Origin of the sequence: Micromonospora sp. DT228 (assembly GCF_049841595.1) — a bacterium.
GTDB lineage: Bacteria > Actinomycetota > Actinomycetes > Mycobacteriales > Micromonosporaceae > Micromonospora.
Window position 1 is genome coordinate 155,668 of sequence record NZ_JBNCKO010000007.1, and the last position, 20,802, is coordinate 176,469.

General features: G+C 70.7%; 17 protein-coding genes. 7 read left to right on the forward strand and 10 right to left on the reverse strand.

The genetic code is table 11. The features are described from left to right. Positions 1 to 9: 9 nt before the first annotated feature. Positions 10 to 624 (reverse strand): dihydrofolate reductase family protein, encoded by a 615-nt coding sequence (locus tag ACLQ29_RS16630; RefSeq protein WP_393368530.1) that lies wholly within the window; start codon positions 622 to 624, stop codon positions 10 to 12. Between the two features lie 153 nt (positions 625 to 777). On the opposite strand from ACLQ29_RS16630, the gene ACLQ29_RS16635 reads away from it, so the two are divergent. Then, entirely contained in the window at positions 778 to 1,725 is a 948-nt protein-coding gene (locus tag ACLQ29_RS16635) for an aminoglycoside phosphotransferase family protein (RefSeq protein WP_425772429.1), read from the forward strand. A 174-nt stretch (positions 1,726 to 1,899) separates the two neighbouring features. On the opposite strand, the gene ACLQ29_RS16640 is transcribed toward ACLQ29_RS16635, so the two are convergent. The 4 genes from ACLQ29_RS16640 to ACLQ29_RS16655 form a co-directional block, all read right to left on the reverse strand. After that, positions 1,900 to 3,345, reverse strand: a complete 1,446-nt coding sequence (locus ACLQ29_RS16640; RefSeq protein WP_425772430.1) for a non-reducing end alpha-L-arabinofuranosidase family hydrolase — start codon at positions 3,343 to 3,345, stop codon at positions 1,900 to 1,902. A 159-nt stretch (positions 3,346 to 3,504) separates the two neighbouring features. Next, positions 3,505 to 5,241, reverse strand: coding sequence for a multicopper oxidase family protein (locus ACLQ29_RS16645; protein WP_425772431.1), 1,737 nt, complete (start codon positions 5,239 to 5,241; stop codon positions 3,505 to 3,507). Further along, positions 5,238 to 5,690, reverse strand: coding sequence for a DUF6220 domain-containing protein (locus ACLQ29_RS16650; RefSeq protein ID WP_425772432.1), 453 nt, complete (start codon positions 5,688 to 5,690; stop codon positions 5,238 to 5,240). The genes ACLQ29_RS16645 and ACLQ29_RS16650 overlap by 4 nt, the downstream gene beginning before the upstream one ends. 9 nt (positions 5,691 to 5,699) lie before the next feature. Then, complete coding sequence (locus ACLQ29_RS16655) at positions 5,700 to 6,617, reverse strand: carboxymuconolactone decarboxylase family protein (RefSeq protein WP_425772433.1); 918 nt, start codon at positions 6,615 to 6,617, stop codon at positions 5,700 to 5,702. Between the two features lie 215 nt (positions 6,618 to 6,832). Here ACLQ29_RS16655 and ACLQ29_RS16660 point away from each other — a divergent pair, with 215 nt between their 5' ends. From ACLQ29_RS16660 to ACLQ29_RS16670, 3 genes are all read left to right on the forward strand, one after another. Beyond that, entirely contained in the window at positions 6,833 to 7,963 is a 1,131-nt protein-coding gene (locus tag ACLQ29_RS16660; protein WP_425772434.1) for a sensor histidine kinase, read from the forward strand. Next, positions 7,960 to 8,622 (forward strand): response regulator, encoded by a 663-nt coding sequence (locus ACLQ29_RS16665; RefSeq protein WP_425772435.1) that lies wholly within the window; start codon positions 7,960 to 7,962, stop codon positions 8,620 to 8,622. Before ACLQ29_RS16660 ends, ACLQ29_RS16665 begins: the two co-directional genes overlap by 4 nt. Positions 8,623 to 8,731: 109 nt before the next feature. Next, a complete protein-coding gene (locus ACLQ29_RS16670) occupies positions 8,732 to 9,445 on the forward strand; it encodes a hypothetical protein (protein ID WP_425772436.1) in 714 nt (237 codons plus the stop codon). A gap of 153 nt (positions 9,446 to 9,598) precedes the next feature. On the opposite strand, the gene ACLQ29_RS16675 is transcribed toward ACLQ29_RS16670, so the two are convergent. Further along, on the reverse strand, positions 9,599 to 9,817 hold the full coding sequence (locus ACLQ29_RS16675; RefSeq protein WP_425772437.1) for a hypothetical protein: 219 nt from the start codon (positions 9,815 to 9,817) through the stop codon (positions 9,599 to 9,601). A 311-nt stretch (positions 9,818 to 10,128) separates the two neighbouring features. Here ACLQ29_RS16675 and ACLQ29_RS16680 point away from each other — a divergent pair, with 311 nt between their 5' ends. Next, a complete protein-coding gene (locus ACLQ29_RS16680) occupies positions 10,129 to 11,700 on the forward strand; it encodes a gluconokinase (protein ID WP_425772438.1) in 1,572 nt (523 codons plus the stop codon). A 19-nt stretch (positions 11,701 to 11,719) separates the two neighbouring features. On the opposite strand, the gene ACLQ29_RS16685 is transcribed toward ACLQ29_RS16680, so the two are convergent. From ACLQ29_RS16685 to ACLQ29_RS16700, 4 genes are read right to left on the reverse strand one after another with little or no spacing between them, the layout of a single operon-like run. Then, positions 11,720 to 12,607: an ABC transporter permease gene (locus ACLQ29_RS16685; RefSeq protein ID WP_425772439.1), complete on the reverse strand. Its 888-nt coding sequence runs from the start codon at positions 12,605 to 12,607 to the stop codon at positions 11,720 to 11,722. Further along, complete coding sequence (locus ACLQ29_RS16690) at positions 12,607 to 13,506, reverse strand: ABC transporter permease (RefSeq protein WP_425772440.1); 900 nt, start codon at positions 13,504 to 13,506, stop codon at positions 12,607 to 12,609. Before ACLQ29_RS16690 ends, ACLQ29_RS16685 begins: the two co-directional genes overlap by 1 nt. Further along, on the reverse strand, positions 13,503 to 14,615 hold the full coding sequence (locus ACLQ29_RS16695) for an ABC transporter ATP-binding protein (protein ID WP_425772441.1): 1,113 nt from the start codon (positions 14,613 to 14,615) through the stop codon (positions 13,503 to 13,505). The genes ACLQ29_RS16690 and ACLQ29_RS16695 overlap by 4 nt, the downstream gene beginning before the upstream one ends. Further along, positions 14,612 to 15,832, reverse strand: coding sequence for an ABC transporter substrate-binding protein (locus ACLQ29_RS16700; RefSeq protein WP_425772442.1), 1,221 nt, complete (start codon positions 15,830 to 15,832; stop codon positions 14,612 to 14,614). The genes ACLQ29_RS16695 and ACLQ29_RS16700 overlap by 4 nt, the downstream gene beginning before the upstream one ends. A 185-nt stretch (positions 15,833 to 16,017) precedes the next feature. Between ACLQ29_RS16700 and ACLQ29_RS16705 the strand changes: the two genes are divergently transcribed. Continuing rightward, the gene (locus ACLQ29_RS16705) at positions 16,018 to 17,100 is read left to right on the forward strand and encodes a LacI family DNA-binding transcriptional regulator (protein ID WP_425772443.1); all 1,083 of its coding nucleotides are present in this window, start codon (positions 16,018 to 16,020) and stop codon (positions 17,098 to 17,100) included. A gap of 142 nt (positions 17,101 to 17,242) precedes the next feature. Further along, positions 17,243 to 20,701, forward strand: a complete 3,459-nt coding sequence (locus ACLQ29_RS16710; protein WP_425772444.1) for an alpha-glucuronidase family glycosyl hydrolase — start codon at positions 17,243 to 17,245, stop codon at positions 20,699 to 20,701. The last annotated feature ends 101 nt before the right edge of the window (positions 20,702 to 20,802 follow it).

Sequence of the window (20,802 nt, forward strand, 5' to 3'; positions counted from 1 at the left end):
GAAGGGTGGCTACTGCCCGGCCGGCACCTGCTCCTTCACATCGTCGTAGCCGGCCTTACCGGGTGCCGCGCCCGGGGCGTAGATCACCCGCAGCACGCCCGTCGGGAACGCCTCGGTCGCCACCACTCGCAGGTGGTACGCCGCGTCACCCTCGTCGAACAGCTTGCGGCCCTTGCGCGCCGCCACCGGATGCACGAGCAGGCGCAGCTCGTCGACAAGCCCCGCGGCGAGCAACTGCTGCACGACGGAGATGGACCCGGGGATGAGGATGCCGCGCACCCCGTCGTCGGCCTTGAGCGACGCGACGGCATCGAGGAGATCACCGGCGATCAGCTCCGAGTTGCGCCAGGAGAACTCCAGCGGTTGGCGCGACACCACGACCTTGCGCATGTCGCCGAGTTGCTTGGCGAACGGCGCGTCCTCGCCGCCCGCGGCCTCACGCCCGGGCCAGGCGCCGGCGAAGCTGTCGTAGGTCTCCCGGCCGATGAGCAGCACGTCGGCGGTGTCGTAGTCCTCGGTGACGGCGCGGCCCATGTTCTCGTCGAAGTACGGGAAGTGCCAGTCGGGGTCGATCTCGGCCACACCGTCGGCCGAGATGAACAGTGTGGAGATGACAGGTGCCATCGCGGGAATCCCTTCAGCTCAGGTGATGTCGCGGGTAGACCGGCGCATCATCCCAAACTCTCCCGTCAGCGTCCGCCCCTCACGAAGACTTCGGCGTTTCGCGCCCGTGGGGGCGAGAGCCCTACTGCGGCGATGGTCGACGAGAATGGGTCAGTGAGTGAGATTCCGGATCTCGGTTCCCCGCCGCAGCGCATCACCGTCGACGCGAAACAGGTGCGTCTGCTCATCGCCGACCAGTTCCCGCACCTGGCTGGCTTGCCGATTACCCCGGTAGCCATCGGCGGCTGGGACAACTGGACCTTCCACCTCGGCCCCGAAAGGCTTGTGCGTCTGCCCAGCGCTGCCGAGTACGCCTTAGCGGTCGACAAGGAACATCTGTGGCTCCCCGCCCTCGCCCCCAGGCTGCCGCAGCCCATCCCCGCTCCGGTGGCGAAAGGCGAACCAGATGCGGGCTACCCCTATCCTTGGTCGATCTACCAGTGGCTCGACGGCGAGCCCGCGAGCGTGGACCGTATCGCCGACCCGGTGCGATTCGCGATCGACCTCGCCGACTTCCTAGCGGCCCTGCAGGGTGTCGACGCCGCTGGCGGTCCGCAGCCGGGTGTCCACAACTGGTTCCGGGGCGGGACTCTGCACACCTACGACAAGGAAGTGCAGCGTGCGCTCATGCAGTTGCACGGCCACGTCGATGCCGAGCTGGTTCGCGAGATCTGGGCGAGGGCGCTCGACGCCCGCTGGGACGGTGTGGACCGCTGGTTCCATGGCGACATCGCCCGGGGAAACCTTCTCGTTGCCGACGGCCAGTTGGCGGCCGTCATTGACTTCGGGACATGCGGTGTCGGTGACCCGGCCTGCGACCTGGCGATTGCCTGGACGTTGCTGACCGATGACGGCCGCGAGGCATTCCGCACGCGGCTGTCGGTGGATGACGCGACGTGGGCACGCGGACGTGGGTGGGCCCTCTGGAAAACTCTCGCCACCTGCTGCTCCTACACGTTGGAAGATCCCGAGGACGCGGAAGAATTCGCGGACGCGCAGCGCGTCCTCGGCGAAATCCTCTCCGAATACGTGGCCAGCGCTGTCACCAGGCCTCGCCCATGACAGTGACTACGTCCTGGCGTGCCCCCGTCCAGCAGTGATCACGATCTTCGACTGCCATGCTAGAGACCCTGGTCGACCTCCACGGGACAGCCGTCAGGGTCGCGGAGATTGCACCGGATCTCGGTGGGCGGGCTCGGCGTTCGCCGAGCCCGCCCGTTTCGCAATCAGGCAGTGTCAGCGCTGCAGGGTCAGCAGACCGGGCCGGTACGGCAGGAGGCCGTAGTCGACGCCGTCTGAGCTGGGGGAACGACCCTGGTAGAGCAACTGCAGGTTGCAGGCGTCGACAGTCATCGTCTGGTCGGCGCTGGTGCGCAGCAGCTCACCGTGGCTGATGTCGTTGGTCCAGGTGGCACCACTGTTGACCTTGGCGGCGAACGGGTTGCTCTGGGACGCGGCCTGCGGCGTCCACGTACCGTTCAGGCTGGTGGACGTGAACGAGCGGAAGTAGCGGCCGGTCGAACCGATCGCCTCGACGATCATGAGGTACTTGTTCAGACCCTTCAGCTTGTAGACCTGCGGGGCCTCGAACAGGTTGTTCTGGGTGTCACTCATGATGGTCGTGTAGCTGCTGCCGAAGCTGCCCGGGAAGTTCCCGATCGGCATGCTGGCCCGGTAGATCTTGCCGTTGTCACCGGCGAAGAACAGGTACATGTTCGTGTCGTCGGCAATCAGCGTCTGGTCGATCGGCCCGGTGCCGGAGCCGGTGATGCTGCCGCTGAACAGCGTCTGCGGCGCCGACCAGCCGTTCGGGTTGGTCGGGTTGGTCGAGGTCCGGTAGGAGAACGCCGGCCCACCCCACTGGTAGGCGAGCACCCAGATGTTCTTCGGGGCGAAGTAGAACAACGACGGCGCGACGGTCCCCGAGTTCATCCCGGTCTGGGTGGCCGAGGCCATCTGCGAGTAGTTCGAGAAGAGACTGAAGTTCATCGAACCCCAGCTCTTGCCGAAGTCGTGCGTGGTCGCGTAGACGAGTTGCTGGCCGTTGTAGGGCGCGACGGTGAAGTCCTTCAGCGACACCCAGCCCGACTTCGGATTCGCCAGCGACCCCGTCGACGACCAGCGGTACGTCGAGGGGAGGTCGCAGGGGGTCGGCGGCGGGGTCGTCGGGGGCGGCGTCGTGGGTGGCGGAGTGGTCGGCGGCGGGCTCGTCGGCGGCGGGTCCGTCGGGGGCGGGCTCGTCGGCGGTGGGGTCGTCGGCGTGGTGCCGTCACCGCAGGTCACGCCGTTCAGGGCGAAGCTCGTCGGCGCGGGGTTGCTGCCCGTCCACGATCCGTTGAAGCCGAACGACATGGTGGCGTTGGTGCCGATCGCGCCGTTGTAGCTCACGTTCTTCGCGGTGACCGCGGAGCCGCTCTGCGTCAGCGACGTGTTCCACGCCTGCGTGACCGTCTGCCCGGCCGCGTACGACCACGTCAACGTCCAACTGGTCACCGGATCACCCAGGTTGGTGATCGCCACGTTGGCGCCGAAGCCGCCCTGCCACTGCGACGGGACGGTGTAGTTCACCGAACAGCCGGCCGCTGCGGCACCGGCCGGCAGCGCCGCGACAACCGTCGCCGACACGAGCAGGGCAACGCCGGCCGACGCCAGACCGACATTGGTGTATCTGGATCTGGTCATAGAGCACCTTCCTGAGGGGACGGCGGCCACGCATTGGCGGTGGTAGCTGGCGTAGTCGCGTTTGTGAGCGTTAACAGGCCGCGACAGGTATGTTACGGGAGCGCTCCCATACCCTCAACCTCGAACTCACAAGCTTCGATCTCCGTATCGGCCGGCGGATCACGAGTACATGAGGTGCGTCGTCATGCCGGCATCGGCGTGCGCCAGGTTGTGGCAGTGGTTGGCCCACACTCCCGGGTTGTCGGCCCGGAACGCCACCTCCCACACCTCGCCCGGTCGGACGTCGAACGAGTCCAGCCACAGCGGACTGCCGGCCGCCGGCCGCCGGTCGCGGGCCAGCACCAGGACGTGGTGGCCGTGCAGATGCCACGGGTGCACGGTCGCCGACCGGTTGACGATCGTGAACCTGACGACGTCGCCGAGGCGGACGACCTGCGGCGGGATGTCCGGGTCGGTCGCGCCGTTGACGGTGTGCGCGTAGCGCGGAAGCCTGTCGTGCAGGTCGAGGCCGCGATCGAGAACGAGGGTGAACGTCCGGTCGAACCGGGACCACGGCACCGCGGAGGCGACGCCGTAGCTGAGCGGATCCAACACCGGCCAGTCGCCCGGCGGCGTCGACACCGGGCCGGTCGAGTAGACCGCCCGCCCGTCGACGAACAACGCCACAGGCGTGGCCGGCGCGTCGAAGACCAGGTCGTAACGCCCTCCGGCCGGGATCAGCACGGCGGTGTCCACAACTGACGTCGGGCCCCGCAGGTCGACGCCGTCGATCGCGGCGACCCGGAACGCCGACCCGGCGACCGCGTAGCGGTGCGTCGTGCTGTCGGTGTTGACCAGCCGCAGTCGTACGGGGGTGCCGGCCGCGACCCGCTCCACCCTCGCGTCGGGCAACGGCCGGCCCGCCAACGTGTGCACCGGGATCGTGACGTCGAGGCCGGCCACCGGCCCCGGGCGGACCACCAGGACTCCGTAGAGGCCCATCCGCACGCCGACGTCGGAGACCGAATGCGTGTGATACCAGTACGTGCCGACCTGGTCGGCGCGGAACCGGTAGACGAACTCCTGGCCGGGCAGCACCGCGGCCTGCGTCACGCCCGGCACGCCGTCCTGGCTGTTCGGCACGTCGTACCCGTGCCAGTGCAGCGTGACGCCTCGCCCGATGTCCCGGTTGCGCAGCGTCACCTCCACCACGTCGCCGACGGTGGCGGTCAGCTCCGGCCCGGGTACCTGCGCGTCGAACGCCCACGCCGCGACGTCTCGGCCACTCACGCTCACCGTGGCGGTCCCGGCCGTCAGCGTGAACCGTCGGGTCGGTTCGTCGGTGGTCCGCGCCGCCCGATACCCGTGGTCATGGGGAACGACGGGCGCGGCCGGGACGACGGTCAGTCCGGTCCCGGTCACCAACGCCCCGACCGCCACCACGAGCGCCACCCGAGAGATCGCCCGGGACGGGCGCGCGCCGAGAGCCCGCCAGGACACGGCCGTCGCCGCGACAGCCCCGGCGACCGCGAGCAGCCCCGCGCCCACCGACGCCGGGTAGCCGTGCAGGACCGTCACCAACAGGGCACTGCTCGTGGCGTACCCGACGAACAGAAGCGGGACCGCGACGGACCGGACGTCGCCCGGGACCGGGAGCAACCGCGGCCCGGCGACGGCCACCGCCGCGAGCGACAGCGGGGCGGCGACGAGGACCTTCTCCGCCGCGAACCACCAGCCGGCGCGAGCGAGCGCGACGATCGTGATCGCGCGGGAGAGCGTGGCGAGCAGGGCGAACGCCGCCAGCGCCAGCGCGAGCGGGCGACGCCGGACGGCCGCTGCCGCGCCGCCGCCCAGCCAAGCGGCGGCCGTGAGGACCGCGAGCACGAGATCGACCGCGAGCAGCGTGCCGGTGGTCATGCCGGCTCTCCGCTGCGGACGACGTCGGCGGTGGAGTCGGCCGGTGCCGGGTCGGTCAGCTTCCGTGCCCCCTGGAGGACGGCCACCACGACGTGTACCGCGATGATCCCGTTGAGGGCGTGCAGCCCACCGAGGATCGGTCCGAGCGGGGTGCTGACGCCCGCGGCGTCGGTGGACGCGGCGGCGAGCATGGCGAGGAGCGCCTGCACGATGACGAGGCCGATCGGCAGGAGCGTCAGCCCGATGAGCCGGCCCGGCGCCCGGGCCAGTGCCGCGCACAGCGCGGTGAGCAGGGTGAGGGCCGGGATGACCGCCATGCCGTTGACGCTGTGCAGGACGTACGTGTCGTCGGCCGCGGGTCTCGTGAACCCACCCACGGCGGCGAAGACGAACTGCAGGCCGAACGCGACGAGCAACAGGGCGCTGGTGATGACGAATGCCTTACGCATGGCGATCTCCTACTGGTGCGCCGAGGCCAGTGCCCGGGCGACGTGATCGGTGGCCGTGATCGCCCCGAAGGCGACAAGCCGTACGAGGTCGACGTCGCCCGGATGGGAGAGTCGCCAGAGAGCGACGTCGCCGACGCTTATCGCGCTGGGCGCGAACGCCGCCAGCAGGGCGATCCTCGTGCCGACGCGATCGGCGCCCGGCACGTCCCGGACCAGGTCGACGGCCCAGTCCGCGGGCCTGGCCGGAAACCGCCCGTCCTCCCACCGCACGGTGGCCGTGACGGTCTGGCGTGCCACATCGCCCAGGAGGTCCCCGCCCCGCGTGGCGGCGTCCGTCAGCGCCGCGTAGGCGACGCCGACCGGGCTGTCCCCCGCCCAACCGGGTGACGCCGTCGTGCCGGCGTCCAGGAGCGCGAGGCTTCGGCCGGGTTCCTTCGGATCCCGGGCCGCCCTGGCGCAGAGCCAGCCGCCGACCGAGCGCACAAGTGGGGAGCGTTGCAGCCCAGCGGGGAGCAGGTCGGGAGCGAGCAGCGCGGACACGATCCGGTTGATGAAGTGGAAGGCGAGCAGGGTGCCGGTGATCTCCGGGCGGTACGGGCTGGTCCAGTCGGTGGCCCGAGGGCTGCGGCTCGCCTGCGCCCAACCGACGAGCGCGGCCTGCCGTGCCCCGGCCGGTGTCCCGTCCCGGGCGACGACCTCGGCCAGCTTCGGCTCGCCAAGCGCGTGCAGCAGCATCGTGTGGGCGTCCACACAGAACCGACAGCGGTTGGCCCGGGACACCGCCGCCGCAACGAGTTCGCGCTCGACCCGGGACGCGTCCCCGGCGAGCAGGGCCTCGCGCATCAGCGCCCAGGTCGCGGCCAGCACCTCCGGCACGGCGGCGAGCACCTGGAACGTGGGCAGTGGCCCGGGGAAGTCGTCCGACATCTGCCGGTAAACCTGCGCGGTCCGGCCGGTCGCGGCCGACGCTCTCACTGGGGTGGTAAAGCGGTATGTCATGGGCTCGATGCTTGCCTCGGCGAGCCGGGAAAACGTCGTGCCGCCGCAGGCACTTGACCAGGCGCCGCTACCGCGTCCGCGGTACGCCCGGCTACCGCGGTCGGTGGATGCCGCACCCGGACAACCCGTTCTACAGTTCGGCAATGCGTCGCGATCTGCCGTACGCCCTCGGTGGCCTGGTCCTCGGTGCCCTCCTGCTCGGCAACGCCGCGCTCACCCCGGACGCCGCCACGGTCGGGGCGCTCGATGTCGCCCTGGTCGTGGCCATGGCGGTCGCCGTGGCGGCGTGCCGGCGGTATCCGGTGGTGGCGCTGGGCGTGGTCACCGTCGCCATGATGGCCGTCCACATCCGGGTGCGCCCGGGAGTGTCCGCCGCGTTCCCTGTGCTCGGCGCGGTGTACGTCGCCGGCTGGCGGGGGCACCGGGTGGCCGCCGCCGCCGCCAGTTTCGCCTTCCTCGGTGGGTTCCTCGCCCGGGACATCTGGTCGAGGCCGACCACCGGGCCCGCCCGGCTGATCGTCGATTGGACGGCCCTGATGCTTGGCTGGTTCGTGGCGGCCAACATCGCCGGGCTGGTGGCGCGGCAGCGCCGGGCGTACCTGGAACAGGTCGAGCAGCGGGCGATCGAGGCCGAACGCACCCGCGAGGAGATGGCGTTGCGTCGTGCCGGGGAGGAACGCCTGCGCATCGCCCGCGACCTGCACGACTCCCTGACCCACAGCATCTCCGTGATCAAGGTGCAGGCCGGGATCGCCGTGCACCTCGCCCGCAAGCACGGCGAGGAGCCGTCGGCCACCCTGCTGGCGATCCAGGAGGCCAGCGGCGCCGCGATGCGGGAGCTGCGCACCACCCTCGACGTCCTGCGCTCGCCCGACGGCGAGGATCGCCTCGGGCTGGCCCGGGTGGACGAGCTGGCCGAGCGGACCCGGGCGGTCGGCGTACCGGTGCGGGTGACCGTCGCCGGTGAGCCCCGGGAGCTGCCCGACGAGGTCGACCAGGCCGGCTACCGGGTCGTCCAGGAGGCACTGACAAACGTGGCCCGCCACGCCGGCCCCGCCACCGCGAGCGTCCATGTCGAGTACGCCCCGGCGCAGCTCACCCTCTCGGTCGCCGACGACGGCCAGGCGTCACCGGCGCACCCGACGACACCGGGCGTGGGCCTGCGCGGCATGCGGGAACGGGTGACCGGACTGGGCGGCACCCTGCGGGCCGCCGCCAACGACGACCACGGATTCACGGTACGGGCCACGATCCCGCTGGAGGAGCCCGCATGATCCGGGTCCTGCTCGTCGACGATCAGGCGCTGATGCGAGCCGGTTTCCGGGCCCTGCTCGACGCCGAGGACGACCTGGAGGTCGTCGGCGAGGCCGCCGACGGTGCCTCCGCCGTCCACCTGTCGCGACGCCTGCGGCCGGACGTGGTGCTTATGGACGTGCAGATGCCGGGGCTCGACGGTATCGAAGCCACCCGGCGGATCGCCGCCGATCCCGACCTCGCCGCGATCCACGTTCTCATCCTGACCAACTACGGGCTCGACTCGTACGTCTTCGCCGCTCTCCGCGCCGGCGCCAGCGGTTTCCTGCTCAAGGACGCCGACCCCACCGACCTGCTGCAGGCCATCGCCATCGTGGCGCGCGGCGACGCGCTGCTCGCACCGGCCGTGACGCGGACGCTCATCAGCGAGTTCGTGTCCGGCCCACCGCCGGCCGAGCCGGCGGCCGGGCGGGACGTGCTGACCGCCCGCGAGCAGGAGATCGTCGAGTTGGTCGCGGGCGGGCTGAGCAACGACGAGATCGCCGCACGGATGGTGATCAGCCCGTTGACCGCCAAGACACATGTGAATCGGGCGATGGCGAAGCTGCACTGCCGTGACCGCGCCCAACTCGTCGTGTGGGCGTACGAGTCGGGTTTGGTCACGCCGCGCCGCCGGTGACCACCCTCGACGTCCGGAACGCTTCGCCCGGCCACCCTTCGCGACAGGAGGAAGGTACGACGCACTAACATTGCCGCCGTCCGCGACGGCTCTGCTGAATCGAGGCGACATGCGTTGGCTCCGGCGATTGCTGGGTGGTAGGCGAGTCCAGCTCGATCCGGGACGCCAGCAGGCGTTGCTGCGGGACGTCCAGTCCCGGTACGGCGCCCACGCCCAGATCCGGTTTCCCGATCAGGTCGAGGCGCTCACCGAGACACTGGACAGCGACGACGGCCTGGTGGTGGCGGCCCGGATCGTGAGTCAGGTCGCCGACGAGGCCCACGCGGACCTCCAGGCCCAGGCCCAGGAGTTCCACCGGCGGACCGGCCGGCGGCTCCTGGTGCACCGCCGCAACTACCGGCCGCTGTGGAAGGAGGCCGGCTCGGCCCTGCGGTGGCCACTGTTCGGCCTGCCGTGCGGATTCCATCCGTACGCCCAGGTGGCCGCCGCCGTCGAGGTGGTCGGGAGCCAGGCGCCTCGACTCGACCGGGTGACCGACCCGAACCCGCTGGTGACCCGCGTGTTCGAGGTGCTCGACCTCACCACGGCGGGTTGGGAGTACGGCCGGGTGCGGGTGGACACCGACGCCGCGGCCCTGGCCGACCGACTGATCCTGAGCGCCGGGCAGGTCATCGCGGCCATGGACGACCCGCCCCGGCTGCCGCCCGCGGTCCGCGAGCTGATGCGGCGCAACAACACCGTCAGCGTGCACGACCCGGCCGGCCCTCGCGCGGTGGGTGGCATCAACCTGGGCGCGAAGATGCGGGAGAACTTCCTGGTCTGAGCACCCTTGGGCGCTACCTCAACGGCGCTCAGGGACGTGCTGGTTCGCCTAGCTGGCCGCCGCGCCGCTCCGCGGAACGCTTTCAGGTCAGCGTGGACACGGCTAGGTGGTGTCGCGCGGACGCCCGACCCGCGGCTGGGCAGGGGGTGCTGGTCAGTGCCTGTCGAGCTGCCCCATCCGTGGGGCGGCGCTGGCCCGGGCGGCGCTCACCTCGGTCCGCGCCCCGAGGATGACAGCCAGGGCACGACAGGCGGACTGCCAGGCGGCGGGGCCACAACCGCGCGGCGGGCCACGGGCACGCAACCGGCCACGGGCATGCCCGCCCCACTGGTGGGGCAGCTCGACAGGCGCGACGACCAGGCACCGTGCCATCCAACTCACGCCGTCGAGGGATGGGTCCGCCGGTGGCTGACCGGCATCGCCCGGCACGACTGCGGCTAAGCGGTGGGCCGATCGCTACCGCATCGACGGCGCAGCGGGCAGGTCCGGCTACCAGGCCCGCCTCTGGCACGTCCCCTGCACCAGACTCGGTGTCACCGTCAGGAAGGCCCGGCCCTACCTTGCCCGCCTGGCTCCACGCCTACAGCAGTCGCCGGCACCACGCCGCACGCGGCGGCCCGCACGACGCGACAACTGTGCGCAACCGCTTGCCCACCCGTCGAACACCGCTCGACCATGTGCTCATGGGGCCGGAGCGTCGTGTCATCCTCGGGGTCGACGTGGGCGCCACCGCCGTGCGGGCCGGCGCGTTCGCGCTGGACGGCTCGGCCCGACACGTCCGGACGCGGGCGTACCCGCTGCTCCAACCGCTGCCCGGCTGGCAGGTCCAGGACCCCGACGTGCTGGTGGCGGCCACCCTGGCGGCGGTGTCCGCGTGTGTCGCCGACACCGCCGGGGCGGAGGTCGTCGCCCTCGCGGTCAGCTCCCCCAGGTACGGCGTGATCGGGCTGGACGCGACACTCAGCCCGGTGACGCCGCTGCTGACCGGGCGGGACACGCGGTCCGCGGAGGTGGCCCGCGACCTGCGCGTCTCCGGTCAGAGTCGGGAGCTGCACCGGGTCACCGGCACGCCCGTGCACCCGGGAAGCCCGCTGTGCAAGCTCCTCTGGTTCGCCCGCCACGAGCCGTACCTCTGCACCGCGACACGGTGGTGGATCGGCCTGAAGGACTACCTGGTCCATCGGCTGACCGGCACGCTGGTGACCGAGCTGTCGTCCGCGTCCGGCACCGGCATGTTCGACGTGCACCGGCGGGTGTGGAACGCGGCCATACTCGATCTTGTCGGGGTGTCCGGCAACCAACTGCCCCCGGTCCTGCCCACGACCGGCGTGTTGCGGCTCTCCTCGGCGGCCGGGCAGGCGGTCGGCCTGCCGTCCGGCACACCTGTCGTCATGGGAGCGGCCGACGGTCCGTCGAGCAGCCTGGGCATGGCGGCGATCGACAGCAGTGTCGCCGGTCTGACGCTCGCGGCCACCGGGGCCCTGCGGACTGTCGTCGCGGCGCCGCTCGTCGACCCGGCGGAGATCTTCTCCTGCGCGGCGCTGACCGAGGACGCGTGGGTGGTCGGCGAGACGGTCACCAACGGCGGCAACGTGGTGCGGTGGGCCGGTGGCGCCCTCGAACCCGACAGTCGGCCGGCGTCCGATGACCAGCTCGCCGCGCCCGAGCTGCTGGCCCTCGCCGAACGGATTCCCCCGGGCAGCGATGGTCTGGTGATGCTGCCCTACCTGGCGCCGGCTGCCGGTTCCGGCCCGCCGGGAGCGTATCTGGGCCTGCGCAGCGAGCACTCCCGAGGTCACCTGGTACGCGCCGCGCTGGAGGGTGTGTGCCTGCACCTCGGCGGCGTGCGGGACCGCCTGGCCGAGCTGACGCCTGTCACAAGCGTTCGGCTGGCCGGCGGCGCGTTCCGATCACCACTGTGGCGTGCGGTGCTGACCGCGGTCCTGGACTGTCCGACCCAGGTGGCCGGCGAGGACGATGACGCCGCCCTCGGCGCGGCGGCGCTCGGGCTCTTCGCGATCGGCCTGGCCGCCGATCTCACCGAGGCCGTCACTCTGCTCAGTCCTGCGAGTGCCCGCGCCGAGCCGGTCGCGGTCGACCCGACCCTTGCCGCGACCTACCGCGGCCTGCGCGCGAAGTTGCCGGCACTCCGCACGGTCGTGGGCCGCGCCGGCGAGATCCTCGACGAGGTGGCGGCCGGGCCGGGCGTCGGCTGGCGGGCCACCACGGCGTACCGGGACGTGGTGGGCGGTTGACCACGCCGGCCGCCGGGCGTCAGTGCTCGGGGTCCTCCTTGACCTGGGCCACGAGCTGGGTCGGGTTGACGTAGCGCAGTGCGACGACGAGCAGCACGAGCATCATCGACGTGTAGATGACCGCCATGGCGTCCACCGACTGCTGCGCCCGGATCCCGGACGCGGACATCGAGTAGTAGAGCGCCACGACGAGGGTCTGCGAGTCGGGGCCCGCGGTCAGGAAGGTCAGCTCGAACATGCCGACGGTCCGGACGAGGACGAGGATCGCCGAGGCGAGGATGCCCGGCACGAGCAACGGCGTGAGGACCCTGAGGAACACCGTACGCAGGCCCGCGCCGCACATCCGCGCGGCGCTCTCGATGCGCGGGTCGATCTGCTCGATGAACGGGGTCATGGTCAGGATGACGAAGGGCACCGACGGTACGAGGTTGGCGAGCACCACACCGGACATGTTCCCGGCCAGCCCGAACTTGTAGAGGACTGTCGCCAGCGGGATGCCGTACGTGATCGGGGGCATGAGGATGGGCAGCAGGAACACGAGGAAGATCAGCCGCTTGCCGGGGAAGGACCGCCGCGCGAGGACGTAGGCCGCCGGCACACCGATCAGCAGCGCGAGGCCCACGACGAGTACGGAGACCTCAAGCGTCACGACGATGACCTGCAGGAGGGCGAACTCGTCCCAGGCCCGGCCGTACCAGCTCGTGGTGTAGCCGTCCGGGAGCCAGGTGTCGAACCAGCGCTTGCCGAAGGAGCTGACCAGCACGGACGCCACGACGCCCAGCAGGTTGACGAAGAAGAAGATGACCACGCCCCACACGAGCCAGGCGGCCGGGCGCGCGGTGACGCGTCGACGCCTGCCGTCGGTGGCGGGGGGTCGCGCCGGTGGCGCCTGGGTGGTCGTAGCCATCAGCCCTTGCCTCCGGTGGCGCCGGTGTAGAAACGGCTGCGGGCGGCCAGCACGACCGCGATGACGACCAGCTCGACGAACCCCATGATCATGGCGATCGCCGACGCGTACGGGTAGTCGTACTGCTCGTACGCCGCCTGGTACGCGGCGAGGGAGATGACCCGCGTCTCACCGGCCGGGTTGCCGACCAGGACGGCCGACGGGAACACGCTGAACGCCAGCACGAACGTCAGGCAGAAGGTCGTGGCGAGACCAGGCATCAGCAGCGGGAGGGTGATGCGGGTGAACCGGCGACGCCAGTCCGCCCCCAACGTCGCGGCCGCCCGTTCCAGGGTGGGGTCGATGCCGGAGAGGTAGGAGAGCACCAGCAGGAACGCGAACGGAAAGCCGGTGATCACCAGCGAGAAGAACACACCCCAGTAGTTGTGGGTCAGTCGTACCGGCTCGTCGACGAGGTGCGTGGCGAGCAGGATCCGGTTGAACCACCCGGTCGGGCCGAGGAAGTTCAGCAGCCCCTGGGCGGTGAGGACGGTGCCGAGGGTGATCGGCACGACAAGCAGCGTGGTGACCAGCCGCTTGCCCCGGAACCGGCCGCGCATCCGGTACGCGATCGGCACGGCGGCGAGGACGTTCAGGAGCGCGGCGGGCAGCGCGATCCGCAGCGTGATCCAGATCGTGCCCCGCTCGTAGGCGTCGGAGAAGAACCTGGCGTAGTCGCTGAACGGCCCGCCGTCGGTCGGCTGGAACGAGAGCGACAGCCCGTAGAAGAACGGGTAGAGGAACAGGGCGATGACGAAGACCAGCGCCGGCACCAAGAGGACGAGCTGGCGATCGATGCCCCGTTCGGCGAGGCGGTGTTGCCAGTGCGCCAACGGTCGGCCGGGCCCGGCGGCGCTCACCGCGTCGCCACCGCGACGTCCGCGAGGCGGTCGGTCTCCGCTGTCGCGCCGGCGGGATAGACGAGCAGCCGCCGCGGGTCGATGGCGAGCTTGACCTGGTCACCGGGCGCGATCCGCTGCTCGGTACGCAGGTGCAGCCGCTGACCCGTGTCGGTACGCGCCTCGGCCGCCAACTCGCGGCCCTGGTATTCCACCACCTCGATGGTCGCCGACAGGGCGTTGGCTGCCTCCCCGGCGGCGTCGACGCGGATGTCCTCGGGGCGTACCGCGACCACCACGTCCGCGTGGTCGGCGAGGTCGCCGACGGCCTCGCCGAGCAGGCGGTGCCCGGACGACTCGACAGTGGCCCCGGTGCCGTCGCGCCGCACCACCCGGCCCCGCCACAGGTTGCGGTAACCCATGAAGTCGGCGACGTGCCAGTTCGCCGGGCGGGTGTGCAACTCGCGCGGTGACCCGATCTGCTGCACCCGCCCCTCGCGCAGCACCACCAGCCGGTCGGCCAGCGAGAGCGCCTCCTCCTGGTCGTGGGTGACGTAGACGGTGGTGAGCCCCAGCGACTGGTGCAGCCGGCGAATCTCGGTCCGCATCTCCAGCCGCAGTTTGGCGTCGAGGTTGCTCAACGGTTCGTCCATCAACACCAGCGACGGCTCGAACACGACGGCGCGGGCGATGGCGACGCGTTGCTGCTGCCCACCGGACAGCTGACCGGGCAGCTTGTCGACGTGGTCCTCCAGCCGCACCAGCCGCACCGCCTCCGCCGTACGCCGGCGAATCTCCTCCTTCGGCAGTCGCCGCATGCGCAGCCCGAAGGCGATGTTCGCCCGCACCGTCAGGTGCGGGAAGAGGGCGTAGCTCTGGAACACCATGCCGAAGCCCCGGCGCTCCGGTGGCAGCGTGTCGATCCGCCGCTCGTCCTGCCAGATGCTCCCCCGGGTCAACGGAAGGAGCCCGGCCAGGCAGTTCAGGGCCGTCGACTTGCCGCAGCCGGACGGGCCGAGCAGGGCGATGAACTCACCCGTCTCGATGGTGAGGTCCAGCTCGGTGAGCGCGTCCTGGCCGCCGAACCGCCGGGACACCCCGTCCAACCGCAGCTGGGAGAAGGCACTCATCCCTGCTTGACCTTCCCGCCGCCGATCTCGCGGTCCCAGCGGTTGAACGCGGCCACGAGGCTCTTCGCGTCGAGTGGCACCTCGGTCGGGTTCCCGGCGATCAGCGCCTCGTACTCGGGGCGCCCGAACTCCCGGATCGCGTCCTGGCTCTTCTGCGGCGCCGAGGTGAGCCCGACGTCCTTCACCGCCGGGCCCGGATAGAAGTAGCCCTCGTCGTACGCCTTGGCCTGCTGCTCCGGGGTGAGCATGAACGCCAGCAGGGCCAGCACCGCCGCCTGGGTGTCGGTCGAGACGCCCTTGGGCAGCACGGCGTAGTGCGCGTCGGTGACCCAGTGGAATCCCTCGATCGGGGTGATCTTGGCTTCCTTCGGCACCGTGCCCAGCACCCGCGGATTGATGTCCCAGCCGGTCGTGCTGACGATCAGGTGCGCCGTGCCGTTGGCGAGGTTCTTCATCGTCTCGGTCGTGCCGGACGGGTAGTAGTCCACGTACTGGCCCAGCTCCTTGAGGAAGGCCCAGGTCTTGTCCCACCCCGCGGTGGGGTCCTTGGGATTGGCGTCGCCCAGGATGTAGGGCAGCCCCATCAGGAACGTACGACCGGGGCCGGAGTTGGCCGGCCGGGCGTACTGGAACTTCTTGGGATTGGCCCTGGCCCAGTCGAGCAGGGCCGGCGCGCTTGTCGGTGGCGTGGCCAGGCGGGCCGGCAGGTATTCCAGCAGCGGGCCGGACGGGTAGTAGGTGACCGTGACGCCGGAGTTGCCGGCGAGCTTCTGCATGGCGGCGGCCGGTTCCAGGTAGTCACGCATGCCGCCGAGGCGGTCCTGGAACGTCGGCAACAGGTCGAGCCAGAGGCCCTGTTCGATCCCGGCGGCCAGCCCGTCGACGCCGGTCAGCACGAGGCCGATGTCCACCCGGTTCGCGCCCTGCTGAGCCTTGATCTTGCCGGCCAGCTCCGGCGCCGGCGCCTTCGAATAGGTCACCCGGGAGATCGTGTCGGGGTTCTTGGCGACGAAGTCGTCGATCATCCCCTGGGTCAGCTGGAGGTTGCCGGCAACGTCGAGGACGTTGAGCGTCACGGCCCGGCCGGGCCGCTGCGGCACCTCGCCCGTGGTGTCGCCGGTGGACTTGCCGGGACCGTCCGGTGCCCCGCACCCGACCGCGCCCACGATGACCGACGATCCCGTGACCAGGAGAACGCCGCGCCGCGTCATACCCATGAGCTGTTCCCTCCGCCAGGTGTCATCCCCGCTGATTGAGGCAGCCGGCGTGACGCGACGGCAATGGGTTGCCATGTATTGCCTCGCGCGAATGCGTTCGCGGCACTGGTTTGTTACGAGGGCATTGCCGAGCACTCACCGCCGTCATACCATGATCACGGCGCGTAGCTGGGAGGAGCATGCAGATGCCCGACCACACCAGGCCGCCCGACAAGAGGGTCACGATCTACGACGTCGCGAGCGAAGCCGACGTCTCACCGTCCACGGTGTCCCGCGCCTTCTCCAGGCCGAGCCGCGTCAACTCCGAGACCGCCGAGCGGGTCCGGCAGGTCGCGGAGCGGCTGGGCTACCGGACCAACCCCCTCGCGCGCACCCTGAGCACGGCACGCACGCACATGATCGCGCTCGTCATCGCCGACATCACCAACCCGGTGTACGCCGAGATCGCGCGCGGCGCCCAGGAGGCGGCGGCCGACGGCGAATACACCACGGTGCTGATCGACGCCCAGGAGTCCGACCGACGGGAACGGGCCGCGATCGAACGGGCCATGTCGACTGTCGACGGCATCGTGCTGGCCAGCAGCCGGATGTCCGACTCGGCCATCCGGATGTTCGCCAAACAGCGGCCGGTGGTGGTCCTCAACCGCGCCATCGCGGACGTGCCCTGCGTCGTGACGGACAACCCCCGGGGTGTGCGGCGGGCCGTCGAGCACCTTGGTGAGCTGGGGCACGACCACATCACGTACGTCGCCGGGCCGGAGGCCTCCTGGCCGAACGGCATCCGCTGGCGGTCGCTCCTCGAGGCCGGCATGGAGCTGGAGATCAAGGTACGCCAGATCGGCCCCTTCAGCCCGACAATCGCGGGCGGCGAGCGGGCCGCCGAGGAGTTGTGCGCCCGGCCGGCGACCGCCGTCCTCGCCTTCAACGACCAGATGGCGATCGGCCTCATCCGCGGTCTCGGCGCGCGGGGCGTCGACATCCCGGGTGAGGTCAGCATCGTGGGTTTCGACAACATCGTCGCGGCCGACATCGTCACACCCGGGCTGACCACCGTCGCGGCACCCCTGTACGCGGAGGGCTCGGCCGCGACCCGACACCTGCTCACGATGATCGAGGGGGCACCCGGGCACACCGGTCGACCGATGGTCCTCCCGGTCCGCCTCGTGGTCCGCCACTCCACAGCCGCGCGCAACCCGAGCCCGGGTCGGGCCCGGTCGCCCTGGGCACGGCAGCGGCCGGCGCCCAACCCGGCGGCGCACCTGTGGTGAGGGCACGCGCGACAAGAAACGACAACTCCTTGCCCAGCCCGCGACACCCCGGACAGGATCGGCGCACCTTCCATTCATCTGCATCACTGCGTTCGTGCGCCGTCCCGATCGACGTCTCCGTCGGACAACAGAGGAGAAGGCAATGAACCGAGGTCCGGTGCCCAGGCTGCGGCGAGTTCTCGTCGTGCTCGGCACGGCGCTCGCCACGGTGGCGGCCACCCTCGCCGTCGCCACCACGCCCGCCACCGCCGCCGAGTCGCCGGACACCTACGGCGGCTCCGATCTGTGGTTGCGATACGTGCCGGTCAGCGACCCGAAGCTGCTGCGCGACTACCGCCGCACCGCCACGTCGATCGTGGTCGAGAACGCCGACGCCACCCGGGTCCACCGGCACACGGCCGACCTCGCCATGGCGCCCGGCTCCACCGAGAAGCTGGCCGAGACCACCCTCGGCGCGGCCCGCGACGAGCTGGTGCGCGGCCTGGGCGGGCTCCTCGACCGGGCGGCACCCGTGACGGAGGTCAGCGGCGACCGGGTCCCCGATGGCGCTGTCGTGGTGGGCACGCCGGCCAGCTCGCCGCTGGTGCGCCGCCTCGTCCCGGCCCGCGACCTGGCCGGGGTCGGCGACGAGGGCTACCTCGTCCGCTCGCTGTCTCGCGGCAAGGACCGGTTCACCGTCATCGCCGGCAACACCGACCTCGGCGCGCTCTACGGGACCTACGCCTTCCTGCGGCTGGCGCAGACGCAGAAGCCCATCGACCACCTCCGCATCGCGGAGTCACCCAAGATCAAGCATCGACTGCTGAACAACTGGGAGACCGAGCGCCTCTACGCCGGCAACAACGCCTCCGGACTGGGCGGGTTGAACGGCGAGACCGGGGCGATCTTCAACTTCGCGGCGACCGGGGCGAGCGCCGGCGCCAACCTGCCCGTCATCCTCGACCGCTACGTCGTCGTGGCACGCGCGTTGGCGTCGCTGGGCATCAACGGCATCACCATCAACAACGTCAACGCCGACAACGCGTACCTGACCAGCGCTCGGATCGCGCAGGAGGCGGCCCTCGCCGACGCGCTGCGTCCGTACGGCATCAAGCTGGGCCTGTCGATCCGCTACACCGCCCCCACGGACGCCCGGTTCGCACCGGACACGCTCACCAACAGCCAACTCGACCCGTACGGCACCGACTTCCGGGGCTGGTGGCAGCGCCGGGCGCAGCAGATCCAGGCCGCCATCCCGGACTTCATGGGCTTCACCGTGAAGGCCAACTCGGAGGGCCAGCCCGGCCCGCAGGACTTCGGGTACGACCACGGCGACGGCGCCAACGCCATCGGCGCGGCTGTCGCGCCACTCGGGATGACGGTCCACTGGCGGACGTTCGTCTACAACGCCGAGGTCGACAACGACCGGCTCAAGCGGGCCTACCTGGAGTTCGGGCCGATCGACGACGAGGTCCAGCCGGACGGCAGCAGAGGCCGCTTCGCCGACAACGTGTTCCTACAGACCAAGAACGGGCCGCTGGACTTCCAGGCCCGGGAGCCCATCCACCCCATGTTCGGCCGGATGGAGAACACCAACCAGGCGCTGGAGTTTCAGATCACGCAGGAGTACACGGGCCAGAACTGGATGCTCACCTACCTCGGCCCCATGTACGAGGAGATCCTCAAGACCGACACGTACGCGACCGACGCGAACGGGAAGCTGCTCAAGAAGCGCCTGGTCGGCAACATCGTCGACGGGAGCGCCCAGCACCATCCGGACACCGCCATCGTGGGTGTCGCCAACCTCGGCAACGCCGACAACCTGACCGGGCACCACTTCGCCCAGGCCAACCTCTTCGCCTTCGGCCGTCAGGCGTGGAACTGGACGCTCGACTCGGCGGACATCGCGACCGACTGGGTCCGGATGACCTGGGGCAACGACAGGCGTGTCGTCGACACCATCCGCACGATGATGATGGGGTCGTGGGAGGCGCTGGTGAGCTACCAGACGCCGCTGGGCATCGGCCACCAGTTCGCCGAGGGCGCCCACTACCGTCCCGACCCGGCCGACTGGGCGGGCCGCGACGACTGGAGCCCGGTCTACTACAACCAGGCCGACACCGTCGGCCTCGGCTACGACCGCTCCCCCACCGGCAGCAACCTCGCCGCCCAGTACTTCCCCCGCCTCCAGCGGCGCTACGGAGACATCGACTCGGTCCCGGAGAACCTGCTGATGTGGTTCCACCACGTGCCGTGGGGCCATCGGATGGACAGCGGCCGGCCGTTCTGGGACGAGCTGGTCTACCGCTACCAGATGGGCGTGCAGTACGTGACCTGGATGCGGGAGACCTGGGAGACGCTCCAGGTCGACATCGACGCACGGCGGTTCGCGGAGGTACGCGCCAAGCTGGCCGTCCACGAGACGGACGCCGCCGACTGGCGGGACACGTCGGTGAACTACTGGAAGGAGTTCAGCGGGCGGGACATCCCGGTCGACGACGCGCCCCTATCGGCGACGATCGTCGTGAACGGGAAGACGTTCGGCGGCTTCAACCTGTCCGACGCCTCGTACACCATCCCGGTTCGCGCCGGGGGCTCCCCCACCATCACGAAGGTGCGGACGGCCGACCGCAAGGCGCGCTACCAGATCGTGTCCCAGGCGGTGACCGTTCCCGGGCAGGCGGTCGTCAAGGTCACGACGGAGAGCTTCTTCGGCCCGCTGGTGAAGAACTACGTCTTCAACCTGGTGCCCGACACGACGCTGACGAGCCTGCGCGTGGGCGGCGAGCCGTTGACCTCCTTCGCGCCGACGACGCTGCACTACAACGCCCTCCTCCCGGCCGGCGCCACGGCCGTGCCGACGGTCACCGCCGAGGCCGCCGATCCCGCCGCCTCGGTCGCCGTCGAGCAGGCGAGCAGCGCCACCGGGCAGGCTCGGGTCACCGTCACGAACGGCGCGGCGACGTCGGTCTACACGGTGGACCTGAACACGACGAGCACGGGCAGCGACGAGTTCGGCTCGGCCGCACTCGGCTCCCAGTGGCAGTGGGTACGACCGGACGAGAGCCGGTGGCGTCTGGCCGACGGGTCGCTCGTCATCACCGCGCAGCAGGGTGACCTGCAGGGCGGCACCAACACCGCGAAGAACCTGGCCCTGCAGGACGTCGACGGTGACTGGACGGCCGAGTCCAAGGTCGTCTTCTCCCGCCCGCTGGCCGCCAACAACGAACAGGGCGGTGTCATCGGGTACGCCGACGACAACAACTACGTGAAGCTCGCCTGGGAGATGGGCAGCGCGACCGCGGCCGTCAACAAGGTCCGGCTCGTCCTGCTGCGCGAGCAGAACGGCGCGACGTCGACTGTGGAGATCACCGGCGCGGACGCCCAGCGGATCGTCGGGGCCGACGGCGCCATCTGGCTCCGACTCACCAAGATCGGCGACAGCTACCGCGCCTACTACTCACGCGACGGGAGCATCTACCGCTACATCGGCTCCACGACGTTGAACGTCGAGACGACGAAGGCCGGGCTGGTGGCCTTCAACCGGGCCGGCACCTCCACCGACCTCGACGTCGCCTTCGACTACTTCCGGGTCGCGAGCCGAGGCGAGCGCATCCGCTAGGGCGTGTGTCAAAGTCCTCGGTCGAGCCGAGGCGGAGTCCAGGCGGCGGTCCGGCAAGGCGGAGATTGGTCCGGATACCGGTGTTGTATCCGGACCAATCT

Bases quoted from the DNA above. Each gene is read 5' to 3' on its own strand.
- ACLQ29_RS16640 (WP_425772430.1), bottom strand. From the start codon at position 3,345: ATGACCAGATCCAGATACACCAATGTCGGTCTGGCGTCGGCCGGCGTT.
- ACLQ29_RS16685 (WP_425772439.1), bottom strand. From the start codon at position 12,607: ATGGCTACGACCACCCAGGCGCCACCGGCGCGACCCCCCGCCACCGAC.
- ACLQ29_RS16650 (WP_425772432.1), bottom strand. From the start codon at position 5,690: ATGCGTAAGGCATTCGTCATCACCAGCGCCCTGTTGCTCGTCGCGTTC.
- ACLQ29_RS16670 (WP_425772436.1), top strand. From the start codon at position 8,732: ATGCGTTGGCTCCGGCGATTGCTGGGTGGTAGGCGAGTCCAGCTCGAT.
- ACLQ29_RS16695 (WP_425772441.1), bottom strand. From the start codon at position 14,615: ATGAGTGCCTTCTCCCAGCTGCGGTTGGACGGGGTGTCCCGGCGGTTC.
- ACLQ29_RS16705 (WP_425772443.1), top strand. From the start codon at position 16,018: ATGCCCGACCACACCAGGCCGCCCGACAAGAGGGTCACGATCTACGAC.
- ACLQ29_RS16675 (WP_425772437.1), bottom strand. From the start codon at position 9,817: ATGGCACGGTGCCTGGTCGTCGCGCCTGTCGAGCTGCCCCACCAGTGG.
- ACLQ29_RS16655 (WP_425772433.1), bottom strand. From the start codon at position 6,617: ATGTCGGACGACTTCCCCGGGCCACTGCCCACGTTCCAGGTGCTCGCC.
- ACLQ29_RS16700 (WP_425772442.1), bottom strand. From the start codon at position 15,832: ATGGGTATGACGCGGCGCGGCGTTCTCCTGGTCACGGGATCGTCGGTC.
- ACLQ29_RS16710 (WP_425772444.1), top strand. From the start codon at position 17,243: ATGAACCGAGGTCCGGTGCCCAGGCTGCGGCGAGTTCTCGTCGTGCTC.
- ACLQ29_RS16680 (WP_425772438.1), top strand. From the start codon at position 10,129: ATGGGGCCGGAGCGTCGTGTCATCCTCGGGGTCGACGTGGGCGCCACC.
- ACLQ29_RS16645 (WP_425772431.1), bottom strand. From the start codon at position 5,241: ATGACCACCGGCACGCTGCTCGCGGTCGATCTCGTGCTCGCGGTCCTC.
- ACLQ29_RS16630 (WP_393368530.1), bottom strand. From the start codon at position 624: ATGGCACCTGTCATCTCCACACTGTTCATCTCGGCCGACGGTGTGGCC.
- ACLQ29_RS16660 (WP_425772434.1), top strand. From the start codon at position 6,833: ATGCGTCGCGATCTGCCGTACGCCCTCGGTGGCCTGGTCCTCGGTGCC.
- ACLQ29_RS16665 (WP_425772435.1), top strand. From the start codon at position 7,960: ATGATCCGGGTCCTGCTCGTCGACGATCAGGCGCTGATGCGAGCCGGT.